The 12,165-nt window shown below is 40.4% G+C and carries 11 protein-coding genes; 5 read left to right on the top strand and 6 right to left on the bottom strand.

The window, feature by feature from the left end; translation table 11 throughout:
• Positions 1–54 precede the first annotated feature (54 nt).
• Together mfd and CTN07_RS03575 are read right to left on the bottom strand one after the other, a co-directional pair.
• Positions 55–3,513, bottom strand: a complete 3,459-nt coding sequence (gene mfd, locus CTN07_RS03570) for a transcription-repair coupling factor (RefSeq protein WP_036764939.1) — start codon at positions 3,511–3,513, stop codon at positions 55–57.
• On the bottom strand, positions 3,513–4,094 hold the full coding sequence (locus CTN07_RS03575) for a hypothetical protein (protein ID WP_005298829.1): 582 nt from the start codon (positions 4,092–4,094) through the stop codon (positions 3,513–3,515). Before CTN07_RS03575 ends, mfd begins: the two co-directional genes overlap by 1 nt.
• Before the next feature lie 199 nt (positions 4,095–4,293).
• Between CTN07_RS03575 and lolC the strand changes: the two genes are divergently transcribed.
• The 4 genes from lolC to CTN07_RS03595 all read left to right on the top strand — a co-directional run bounded on the left by lolC (position 4,294) and on the right by CTN07_RS03595 (position 8,530).
• Positions 4,294–5,502 carry a lipoprotein-releasing ABC transporter permease subunit LolC gene (lolC, locus tag CTN07_RS03580; protein ID WP_005298830.1) on the top strand — a complete coding sequence of 403 codons (1,209 nt, stop codon included), beginning with the start codon at positions 4,294–4,296 and terminating at the stop codon, positions 5,500–5,502.
• A complete protein-coding gene (gene lolD / locus CTN07_RS03585) occupies positions 5,495–6,184 on the top strand; it encodes a lipoprotein-releasing ABC transporter ATP-binding protein LolD (protein ID WP_005298831.1) in 690 nt (229 codons plus the stop codon). Before lolC ends, lolD begins: the two co-directional genes overlap by 8 nt.
• Positions 6,184–7,428, top strand: coding sequence for a lipoprotein-releasing ABC transporter permease subunit LolE (gene lolE, locus CTN07_RS03590; RefSeq protein WP_005298832.1), 1,245 nt, complete (start codon positions 6,184–6,186; stop codon positions 7,426–7,428). The genes lolD and lolE overlap by 1 nt, the downstream gene beginning before the upstream one ends.
• Before the next feature lie 550 nt (positions 7,429–7,978).
• On the top strand, positions 7,979–8,530 hold the full coding sequence (locus CTN07_RS03595; RefSeq protein ID WP_005298833.1) for an outer membrane beta-barrel protein: 552 nt from the start codon (positions 7,979–7,981) through the stop codon (positions 8,528–8,530).
• 313 nt (positions 8,531–8,843) lie between these two features.
• Here CTN07_RS03595 and CTN07_RS03600 read toward each other — a convergent pair whose 3' ends face one another.
• From CTN07_RS03600 to CTN07_RS03610, 3 genes are all read right to left on the bottom strand, one after another.
• The gene (locus CTN07_RS03600; RefSeq protein ID WP_005298834.1) at positions 8,844–9,539 is read right to left on the bottom strand and encodes a DedA family protein; all 696 of its coding nucleotides are present in this window, start codon (positions 9,537–9,539) and stop codon (positions 8,844–8,846) included.
• A 45-nt stretch (positions 9,540–9,584) separates the two neighbouring features.
• Positions 9,585–9,830, bottom strand: coding sequence for a hypothetical protein (locus CTN07_RS03605; RefSeq protein WP_036763641.1), 246 nt, complete (start codon positions 9,828–9,830; stop codon positions 9,585–9,587).
• Positions 9,831–10,270: 440 nt separating this feature from the next.
• On the bottom strand, positions 10,271–10,831 hold the full coding sequence (locus CTN07_RS03610) for an HdeD family acid-resistance protein (protein WP_036764941.1): 561 nt from the start codon (positions 10,829–10,831) through the stop codon (positions 10,271–10,273).
• 252 nt (positions 10,832–11,083) lie between these two features.
• Between CTN07_RS03610 and gspS2 the strand changes: the two genes are divergently transcribed.
• The gene (gene gspS2, locus CTN07_RS03615) at positions 11,084–11,428 is read left to right on the top strand and encodes a type II secretion system pilot lipoprotein GspS-beta (protein WP_068947385.1); all 345 of its coding nucleotides are present in this window, start codon (positions 11,084–11,086) and stop codon (positions 11,426–11,428) included.
• A 179-nt stretch (positions 11,429–11,607) separates the two neighbouring features.
• On the opposite strand, the gene CTN07_RS03620 is transcribed toward gspS2, so the two are convergent.
• The gene (locus CTN07_RS03620; RefSeq protein WP_005298837.1) at positions 11,608–12,156 is read right to left on the bottom strand and encodes a DUF2062 domain-containing protein; all 549 of its coding nucleotides are present in this window, start codon (positions 12,154–12,156) and stop codon (positions 11,608–11,610) included.
• Positions 12,157–12,165 lie beyond the last annotated feature (9 nt).

Consider the following 12,165-nt stretch of genomic DNA (forward strand, 5'->3'; position numbering starts at 1 on the left):
GAAGGAAGAACAGCATGAAAGCCACCGAAGTTGTTCGATGGCCTTTACGATTGACTAGGCAGCTTGAGATAGTTGATCGACAAGATCATTAACAAACTTGATACGTTTTTGACGATCACTGTCGGTTAAGAAGATCTTAAGCTTTGTTGGTCCTTCCATTCGATAATATTGTGGCTGGGTTTGCAGTAAGTTAACCAAAATTGCAGGGTTAATATTGGCATCTTGGCTAAATTCGAAGTACCCACCTTTTTCGCCCGCTTCAATTTTGCGAATCCCAATTTTAGCGGCTTTCAACTTAATTTGATTTAATGCTAATAAGTTTTTGGTCGCTTCTGGTAATAGACCAAAGCGGTCGATCAGCTCAACTCGAATTTCATCAAGTTCGGTTTGATCTTTGGCGCTGGCAATACGTTTGTACATGGACAAGCGCGTATTGATGTCGGGCATAAAATCATCAGGTAGAAGAGCAGGCATTCTCAACTCAACTTCTGTTTGCTCTTTAAGCAGATCATCAAGAGAAGGCTCTTTACCTTCTTTTAATGCATCAACGGCTTGCTCTAGCATTTCCATAAACAGCGTAAAGCCAACGGATTGAATTTGTCCGCTTTGTTCATCGCCTAATAATTCACCGGCACCACGAATTTCTAGATCATGAGTTGCCAAAGTAAACCCTGCACCTAAATCTTCAAGTGAGGCAATGGCTTCTAAACGTTTCACGGCATCTTTAGTCATACGCTTAGGATGAGGTGTGAGTAAGTAAGCATAAGCCTGATGGTGAGAGCGACCAACACGGCCTCGTAACTGGTGTAATTGAGCCAAACCTAAGTTATCAGCACGATCCATAATAATGGTGTTAGCGGTTGGAACATCAATCCCTGTTTCAATGATGGTTGTACAAACTAACACGTTAAATCGTTGGTGATAAAAATCACTCATAATGCGCTCAAGTTCTCGTTCGCGCATTTGGCCGTGAGCAAAAGTGATTCGAGCTTCAGGTACTAGCTTACTGATATCTTCTACGGTTTTTTCAATGGTATCGACTTCGTTATGTAGGAAGTAAACCTGACCACCACGATTAATTTCACGTAAAATTGCTTCACGAACGATGGCATCATCTTTCTCTCGAACAAAGGTCTTGATAGCTAATCGGCGAGCAGGCGGGGTGGCAATAATAGAAAGATCGCGCATCCCACTCATAGCCATATTAAGAGTTCGAGGAATTGGTGTAGCAGTCAGTGTTAGAATATCAACGTTTGCTCGAATAGCTTTGATCTTCTCTTTTTGACGGACACCAAAGCGGTGCTCTTCATCTACAATTAACAGACCCAAATCATGATATTTAACGGTGCTATTAAGCAGTTTATGAGTACCGATTAAGATATCAATCTTGCCTTCTTCAACATCGGCTAAAATCTGTTTTTGTTCTTTCGCTGTTTTAAAGCGAGATAACACTTCAACTCGAATTGGCGTATTAGCAAAGCGGTCTCGGAAGTTTTCGAAGTGCTGCTGGGCCAACAGTGTTGTTGGTACGAGGACTGTAACTTGTTTGTTGTTATCAACAGCAACAAATGCAGCTCGCATCGCGACTTCGGTTTTACCAAAGCCAACATCACCACAAACTAAACGATCCATGACCTTTGTTTGACACATATCAGACAACACCATATTAATTGCCAGTGCTTGGTCATGGGTTTCTTCAAATGGGAATCCTGTACAGAAATCGGCATAGGCTTCACGATCGAGCTTAAATTTAAAGCCAGGTTTAAGTTCACGCTTGGCATAGACATCCAACAATTCTGCTGCAACATCTCGTACTTTTTCTGCAGCCTTCTTACGCGCTTTGGCCCATGCTTCACCGCCTAATTTGTGTATTGGCGCTGTTTCTTCGGCACCGCCAGAATAGCGACTGATTAAATGAAGAGAGGCAACGGGCACATATAGTTTGGCACTGTTTTGGTATTCCAACGTTACGTATTCGGTTGTAATACCGCCAGCTTCTAACGTTTGCAAGCCTTTATAACGACCGATACCGTGCTCAATATGAACAACGGGTTGGTCAATTTGCAATTCTGCTAAGTTACGAATGATGGTATCTGCGTTAACGGTTGTTCGCTTTTCTTCTCGACGACGACGCTGAGTAACACGCTCACCAAGAAGATCACTTTCACAGATAAAGGCAACATGAGGGTCGCTCAGTAAAAAGCCATTTTCAGCAGCACCAATAACCATGGTGTAATTTGATGGGCTTTCAACTGCTTCTGTTAAGTTGGCACAGACCATTGGTCGTAATTTGATTCGAGCCAGAAGATCGAGTAATGCTTCTCGACGACCTTCAGAGGCAACAGAAAAAATGACTTTACCTGTAAACTGTTCAGTAAAGCGGCGCAGTTCTGCTAATGGCTCTTTTAGCTGATGATTAATCGTTAACTCTGGCAGTTTAGTCAGGGCTGGATTGAAGCGATCCGCTTTATCAATATCGACACTCTCTTGCTGAACGCGCACTCTTGGCAACTGTTTAAAGCCAATGTGCATCTCATCTTTGGTTAACCAGAGCTCTTTAGGCTCAAGAAGAGGGCGGAGTGGATCGACTCGGCGTTGATCGTAGCGATAATCAGCATCAGCTAAGAATTGATCAACGGCAGGCTCAAGCTCACCTAATGTCACAAGCAATGTTTGTTGGGGTAAATAATCAAACAAGCTTTCGGTATGATCAAAAAATAGAGGTTGCCAGTATTCGATACCCGCAGGCCATGTTTTTTTACTGACTTGTTGATAAATCGACTCAGGTTCTCGGCGCGCCTCAAAACGTTCACGCCAACGTACACGGAAGCTTTCTACCGCCAGATCATCGGTTGGAAATTCATGAGCTGGCAGTAAATTAATATGCTCAATTTCACCCGTAGAACGTTGATTTTCAGGATCGAACTCACGAATGGAATCTACTTCATCATCAAAAAAATCAATGCGATAAGGGTGATTACTACCCATTGGATATAGATCGAGTAGAGAGCCTCGACTAGCGTATTCACCATGCTCAATAACTTGATCCACATGACGATACCCGGATGCCTCTAACTGTAGGCGTAATTTCTCTAAAGAGAGGCGATCACCTTTTTTGACGATGAGAGCATGCTGGTGGAGGTATTCTCGCGGCGTTAATCGTTGCAGCAGCGTACTAATGGGTACGAGCAGTACTCCAGACTCTTGTGTTGGTAGTTGATATAGTCGAGCTAAGCGATCCGAGATGATATCTTGATGAGGGGAAAAGTTGTCATAAGGCAGCGTTTCCCAATCAGGAAAAATAGTGACATCAGTATGGGTAAACTGGCTAATCTCTGGTTGTAGTCTGACTGCTGTTTGGCTATCTGGCACCACAGCAAGTATGGGACCGTTATGGTTAGCCGCTAATTCAGCAATCGATAATGCAAGTGCAGCACCAGATAGGTTGCCAACATAGCTACTTTCTCCCGCTTTTTTCGGAAGAGGAATTGAGAGTATTGTATTTTGTTTCATCATTCTTTTATCGTATTTGAGCGTTGTTGAGCACGTTGACGTAGTAGTTTTTGCTGTTGATGTAACGCAGCTCGAATCAGTAAATCTTTATCTTCTTCTTGGAGGCGAACATAGCGTAATTCAACCTCAAATTGATTATTTGCTAAAAGTTCGCAGCGGCTGACTTGGGCATAACTGTAGATAGCTGCTGGTGGGTAGTCTAAGAAGAGTGTGGTTTGAACATATTGGTTTACTGCAAGCGGTTGGGTTGCAATATAGTTTAATTTGCTTGCACCAAATGACGTTGTATAAAAACGGTGTTTGGCATCATCTTGTTGCGATAAAACGTAAGAGAGCAGTAGGTTAATTTTGCTGTTTTGCGCGAATAGGTATTGGACAATCGCGGCATTTTCATCTTGTGAAATACCTTTTAGTAACCGTTCTGCTTGCTCTTCTTGTTCTGAGCACTCACTGGCAACACGAAACAGTGGAGGAATTTCCTTCACAAAGGTTTGATGGTCGGGCAAGGTTACCCCGTCCTCAAGAGGGTATACATTAATTTTTAAATCATAATGTACGGAAAAATACTCATCCTGATTCATTTTATGCCTTTAAACTAATAACTCAGATTCAAGTCTAATTAAGGATTATTGCCTAGGCTTATGCAAGCCGCAAGTCTAGAACCCAAGTTGGCAGTAATTAGTTCCTGTTTTTACATTAGTTTTACCTCTTTGCATGGTATTCCATAACTCGAACAGGTATTCTAGAGCTATTCATTTAAGGGAGTGATTTCACTAGGTTATGTTTCATCCAGTCTCTTTTTTTATAGGGTTACGCTATTTAAGAGGTCGCTCAGGCGATCGCTTTAGTCGTTTCGTCTCCTATATGTCTACTGCCGGTATTACTATTGGTGTTATGGCTCTTGTTACTGTTTTATCAGTGATGAATGGTTTTGAAGATCAACTGAAAAGCCGTATTTTAGGGGTATTACCACAGGCTGTAATTACCGATGCGAGTGGTCGTATGCTTGAGAGTGATAGCGCTCCAGCCGTACTGACTCAAATGGATCACGTAACTAAGGTTGTTCCAATTACCCGAGGTGAGGTCGTCATTCAGAGTGCTCAGTCGATTTCGGCGGGAACCATGTTGGGGATTGATCCTAATAAATATGAAGTTATCGCCGATCATATGGTTCTTGGCGCTCTCGATAAATTAACACCTAATAGTTTTAATGTTGTTATTGGTCAAGCGTTAGCTGTTCAATTAGGGGTTCGAGTAGGCGATCAAATCCGATTAATGGTTACGAGTGTCAGTCAATATACTCCTTTAGGTCGAATTCCAAGCCAACGTAAATTTACCGTGGTGGGGATTTACGATACGGGCTCAAACGTTGATGAAGAGCTGGTGTACACCAATATTCAGGATGCAGGTCGTTTATTGCACTTTAAATCGGATCAAATGAGTGGTTGGCGTCTGTATCTTGATGATCCTTTTGTTGTAACTGAATTAGAACAGCAACCTTTACCTAACCATTGGCAATGGACCGATTGGCGAGCTCAACGTGGCGAGTTATTCCAAGCCGTTAAAATGGAAAAGAATATGATGGGATTAATGCTGGGTCTTATCATCGGAGTTGCTGCATTTAATATTATCTCTGCACTGATTATGGTGGTGATGGAGAAACAGTCTGAGGTTGCGATTTTAAAAACCCAAGGTATGACTAACCATCAGATCCTAGCCATTTTCATGGTTCAGGGGTCGAGTAGTGGGGTAATTGGTGCTGTGTTTGGCGGCATTCTAGGTACATTATTCTCTGTTAATTTAAATACGGTGATGTCGATAATTGGCGTTCGTCTTTCAGCCATTGGTGGCTCTTTACCTGTTGTTATTGAGCCTGTTCAGATCATCATTGTTATAATTGGCGCTATTTTATTAAGTTTACTTGCAACGGTATTCCCATCATACCGAGCTGCATCTGTTCGTCCTGCTGAGGCACTACGTTATGAATAATTCATTATTACATTGTCATCACCTGCGTAAGGTGTATCAAGAGGCTCAGCTTGAGACTGAAGTATTAAAAGAAGTTGAATTTTCAATTGAAGACAGTGAGTTAGTCGCTATTGTTGGCTCTTCAGGTTCAGGCAAAAGTACCCTGTTGCATATTTTAGGGGCATTGGATGAGCCAACTGATGGTGAGGTCTTCTTTAAAGGGACTCGGTTAGATACATTAAGTGCGAATAAACAAGCTAAATTACGTAATAAACAGATTGGCTTTGTGTATCAATTTCATCACTTATTATCCGATTTTACTGCAACAGAAAATGTGGCAATGCCATTGTTGATTGGTGGGGTGAGCGTTGCAGAGGCCCGTCAGCGTGCTCATGACATGTTAGAATTAGTGGGCCTTAAACACCGTTTAGAACATCGTCCATCGGAACTCAGTGGTGGTGAACGTCAACGTGTTGCTATTGCAAGAGCATTGGTGAATAAACCGGCTATTGTTTTGGCCGATGAGCCAACGGGTAACTTAGATCATAAAACTGCAGTCGAGATTTATGATTTGATGCGTAAACTCAATCAAGAGTCGGGAACAGCTTTCTTGGTCGTGACGCATGACAAAGAGTTGGCAAGCAAACTTGACCGTTGTATGCATATGAAAGATGGTGTGTTAACACAAGTTGAGGCTGTGTAATGTTTCGACCTTTATCTCTCTATATAGGTAGCCGATTTAGCCGAGCGAAGAAACGAAATCGGATGGTATCGTTTATTTCAATGTCATCAACCATTGGTATTGCGGTTGGTGTTGCCGTCATTATTCTTGGCTTATCTGCGATGAATGGTTTTGAACGAGAGTTACAAAATCGAGTTCTTGCGGTCATTCCTCATGGTGAATTAGAAGCAGTTAAGCCACCATTGCAAGATTGGCAACCTATTATTAAACGCGTTGAACAGAGCCCGTTAGTGACAGGTGCTGCACCTTATGTGCAGTTCACTGCTTTGTTAGAAAAAGGGGCAAAACTTAAGGCGGTTGGAATACGAGGTGTTGATCCAAAAGATGAAACTAAGGTTAGTGCTTTACCTAAGTTTGTTCTTGATAATGCTTGGTCGAATTTTAAAGCCGGTCATAAAGAGATCATCATTGGTCAAGGTATTGCTAATAAACTGAAGGTGAAACGAGGCGATTGGCTAACGGCCATGATTCCAAGCGCGGATCCTGATGCAAAACTTAAAGCTCCCCATCGTATTCGTCTCCAAGTTGCGGGAATTTTAGCGCTCGGTGGCCAAATAGATCACACCTTGGCGATTGTACCGTTACAAGATGCTCAGCAGTATTTGGATATGGGAGATGGCGTATCGGGTATCTCTTTGAATGTGACCGATGTTTTAAATGCACAGCACATTGTAAAAGAGGTAGGGTATACGCTGCCTGTTTATGTCTATTTGAAAAGCTGGACTCAGAAATTTGGTTATCTATACCGAGATATTCAGATGGTTCGCACTATTATGTACCTAGTGATGGTGCTGGTAATTGGTGTGGCCTGTTTTAATATTGTATCGACTTTGATGATGGCTGTTAAAGATCGTTCTGCTGATATTGCGATTTTACGTACCATGGGGGCGCAAGATCGTCTCATTAAATCGATTTTTGTTTGGCATGGACTAATGTCGGGTGTAGTGGGTAGCTTAATTGGGGCGGTTGTCGGGTCACTTTTGGCGATAAACTTAACGGCTATTGTCAAAGTCATTGAAAAACTAGTTGGTCATCGTTTTCTTTCTGGTGATATCTACTTTGTTGACTTCTTGCCGACGCAGCTATCTATCCATGATGTCATTTTGGTTTCGATAACGGCTATTTTGCTTAGTTTAGTTGCAACGTGGTATCCAGCAAGACGAGCCAGTCGATTACATCCTGCTCAAGTACTGAGTGCTAAATAGCACCAGTTGAAAAACGGATGTTATAGAACTTATTAAAGCTCTCATTAGGTGGGAGCTTTTTTATTATTTATTTTTTGATAAACGTATTAGATTTAACCAAACAAGTAGATCCTTTCAATAAAAAGTGTCTTTTTTACATAAAATATCTGCGAGATTTGTGAAAATTAGCTGCTGCTTTAAACAGTTATTTTATTTACCAACCATAATAAAAAATAAAGTAATTTCAGAAGTTACATATTGCAAATACTATGCTGTTTTATTCAGCGCATATCGTGTTGTAAATTAATTAATGTCACGTAAATGTCAGAAATTTCTTAAATTCATCATTTAGATGCCTTTTTTGAAAATAAATTATGAATATTGTTCATTTGAACAAAAACTGAACAGGAAAGGGTTCACAACTGCGAAAAGTCGTGCTAATTTACGCTTCGAATTTCAGACAAGTGAACTAAAAGACAAATAGATTATGAACTATAGATTGTCTTGTGCTATTCATAATGGGTAGCTTATTGGCTTGTCTCTACTTATATAATGGAATTTAGGAATTACAATGAAAAAGAATGCACTAAGCCTTCTAGTGGCTCTAGCAGTTATTGCTCCAGTTGCAGCTCAAGCAGCAGTTCAACTACCAGCAGGTACTCAGGAACTAGGTATCCAGGGTAACGCTAAACTAGGTAGCGGTTGGGATCTAAACCTAAACGGTTCTTACGGTACTTTCGTTAAAGATAACTGGGAAGTGGGTGGTACTGCTTCTGTACGTGCACAAGATGCAAATGATGCAATCAGTGGTAAACTAGGTGTATTCACAGAGTACAACTTCGTTAACTCTACTAACTGGGTTCCTTACGTTGGTGCAGCAACTGAGCTTGCTGGTTTAAGCTACGACAACAATAATGGTGCATCTGGTGATCTAGGTGAGAGTGGTGATTCTTGGGCTCTTAACATCAAACTAGCGGCTGGTGTTAAATACTTCATCAACCCTAACGTTGCTCTAACAGCTGAAGCGAACTACAACATCGCAACTGACGATATCGACTTCTCTGGCGACAAAGCTAAAGATAGCCTAACTAACATCGTATTCGGTACTCGTTTCTACTTCTAATTTGAAGTTATTCGAATCCTATATTAAACCCGTCGCAAGGCGGGTTTTTTTTGTATCAGAAACCAATGCGAGGAGAGCTATTTTTCTGGTTCAATAAATAGAGGGTAATTAAGGATAAGATGGCGGTTTGATGGTTGAGATGGGCTAAAATAGATACTTCAAAATACCTCAAGTCTTTAGGTTCGAATTCAACTTTGAAGAGCTCATCTTTCTAACTAAAATTTGCCTTTAGACTCGGTTCTGTTAGTTCTATTAAAAGAAAAAGGCTACCGAAGCAGCCTTAACATAATATATACAACCTGTACGATATTACTTACTTAATAGATTGTTCTACTTGAGTTTGATTCATTTCTGCATTACGTTTTTTTCGGCGTAATAACCAACCTGCTAATACACTGCAAACGGCAACCGCTAAAGTAATCAAAGGGGCAACCATCAAAATAATCGTAACAACATGAGCTACTTTTTCTGGTAAGAATTTCAATGAATAACCAAAACCAGTCAGTAGACCAACCCACGCGGTTGCACTTACCCATGTGAATCGATAAAAATGCGTTTTGCTCTTGACTCGCAGACCCATCATAAGTGGTAGTAATGGACGTACAACAGGGATAAAACGAGCTACAAATAACGCTACTAAACCATGTCGCATCAATAAGCTATCAACAGTTTGCATCCGGTGTGGTGGAACCATCTTAACCCAACGCTGAACTTTAGGTAGATGATCTAACCAACGTCCTTGTAGGTAAGCTAGCCAGCTACCAGTTGCAGACGCTGCTACTAGTAAAATGAATATTACTTTATAGTCAATAATACCCATCGCACCTAATGTGCCAGAAAGTATAACAATGCTGTCACATGGAAGAGGAGCTGCCGGTAAAAATGCACTTTCAAGCCAAATGACGAATGTAACGCAGAAGTAGATCATTAAGATACTTTCTGGATTTTTTAGCGCAACAAAATCTTGATGCCACAGTGCTGTGAATATGGATAGAAATGAATCTAGCATCAAAGTTTCCTTAAAATTAGAGTTATAAATTTAAAAACAACAAGCTTATGAAACGAATGGCTCTCTACGGCTGTGGCCAAATCGAAATTGTAAATTACTGATTCGCCAGCCATTAAGCACAAATGGAGGGTTGATATGGCTAATTACGCGTTGTTGAGCAAGTTTGGCGACAAAAATCTTATGCTCAAAGTAATTTCGAACCAAATCAAAAGAGGAAACTCTATCTGGATTGTCGGTTGATGGCTCTATATCTGGTTTTGATTCATTACGAACAAACCGAGAATTTGGCACATATTGTACTTTATCATCATTGTGAATGTTTGAATTCAGACTTACTTCATAGCGGTACAAACCTATATTTTTAGGCTGACTAAGCTCGACCGTAACTGAAGACAGTAACAGCGAACAAGTAATGAAGAGAAATGAAGTAAATCTACACAATTTAACGACTCAATATGAGTAATCTACCGACTCCGAACATTTTATTGCTAATAGATTTGATATGCAAAGGCTATATCAGCAAAAATAACGAAGATAGCCTATTAAGTATAAAAACCTTAGATTTCAGGCTGGATAGAGAAAAAATCATTGAATCTGAAATTGATTATGCTCTTTATGTATTAGGGTTGTCATAAGGTAATGTTAGGTAGGGCGATAGCTGAGGTTATGGCGAAGTAAGGAAGCAAGGGAGCATTAGAAGCTCCCTTTGATATTTAAAGATATTTAAATAACTACTGGATTTTATTTGCTTGTTTTTTCAGTTGTGAGCCTAGGAAAATAAAGCTAAAGCCTTCAAATAGTAATGAAACACCAATAAAGATACCTAGTAGAGAAAGAGAGAACTGAGGATCATCAAGCAAGGTAAAGAAATAAATACCAATAGCAGTTGAAATAATACCGCTAAGAACAATCCACTTACCACCTGGTAGGGCACGGTTTGTTAAACCAAATACTACACGAGTACCACCGTTGAAGATCATGGTCACAACCATCAACATTGTGATAGTAACCAATCCTGCTAATGGCTTGAATAAGATAAATAGACCACCAACGATATAAAGGACTGCAGCTAGAACGTACCAAAGTTTAACGTTCCACTGTTTAATACTGAAGGTATGGTAAGCCTGAACTAGACCACTAAATAAGAAGGTTGCACCGATGATTGTGGTAATTGTTACACCAGCAACAACGGGTAAACTGATCGCACATAAACCCGCGATACTAATTAGAATGCCAACAATAAAGAACCATTTCCATCCTTTAGAGAGCATTGAGTGCATTGGACTTTCCATATAAACCTCTAATTTATTAAGCTGTTTTGTATTATAGATGATGACATTAACGGTAAAGTTTTTTGTCTTGGTTAACAATAATAATACAGCGTTAAATTTGAAATGTAAGGTTTGTATACCAGATAAATACAGATTTGCGGACATAGCGTGCTAGGTCATATTTTTATCGTACTGCATAACTTTATGATTTCAAATTGGTTCATAAAAGGTACACTGATTTTAATGATATTGATAAACAGGTTGGAAGGTGGAATGAAAAAGTCCTTGGTATTTATGAGTCTGGTTGCTCTCGCTCTAACTGGTTGTAGCTCGGAGCCATCAATAAATCTCAATAACTTGGCACAACAGAGGGCTGAGCTTATTCGCCAAGAATTACCTTACTTAGCGCAGCAGGGAATGGTTATTAAAGATGTTTATGCAAAAGGCCCTCGCGTAGTCATGACGTTTGCAGATATGAGGTTGGAGAGAGAAAGAAATGAATTTGTGAACTCATTTTGCCAAGTTCCCGGTATTGCAAAACTGTTAGATGTTGGGCTGCAATATGAGTTCAAAAACTTAGATGGAACATCTCGTATTCTAACGGAAGACGACTGCTAAGTGAGATTCAATTCAAATGAGTAGAGAAAGGCTTTGAAAGATGGTGAACAGTAATTTGTTGTAATTCACAACTTAGCTCGTCTTTTATTCATTGTTAACCCATCTATCTTAACCTCGCACTATCTCTTGCGAGGTTTTTTTATGCGTGTTTGTGTAGTGGTACATTGATAGGTTCAAGTTTATTTTGGGATGTAAGTACTCTTCTTAGTCAGTGTTGATAAACGAAATTTACGTTTATTCCAGCTTCTAACAACCGAATAGCGCCATAGCCCTCGAATACCAAAATAACCGAGCAGTGCGCATGTTACGCTGCAGATGAAACACCCCAGTAGAAATGGAGGTCCGATTTGACTCATTTGGTGGAGCAAAAACTCCCAAGACAATTCAAAATGAAAAGGCAAATGGGGGGTATTCATCACCCAAGCCCCAATTTTATAGGCTCCATAAAACAAAACAGGCATAGTGATTGGGTTACTGACCCAAACCAAAGCAACGGAAAGAGGCAAATTTACACCAAACAAAATAGCCAATCCTGCCGCCATAATCATCTGACTTGGCAATGGAACAAAAGCCATAAACAAGCCAACAGCAAAAGCTCCCGATGCCGAACGGCGATTCAAACACCACAAATTAGGGTTATACAAGACATTACCAAATATGCGCAGGGCTTTTTGGCGTTTAATTGTCTCGTGGTTAGGCAAATAACGTTTGATAATTTGTCGAGGCATTTTGGCTCT

This window comes from Photobacterium damselae (assembly GCF_003026815.1).
Taxonomy (GTDB): Bacteria; Pseudomonadota; Gammaproteobacteria; order Enterobacterales; family Vibrionaceae; genus Photobacterium; species Photobacterium damselae.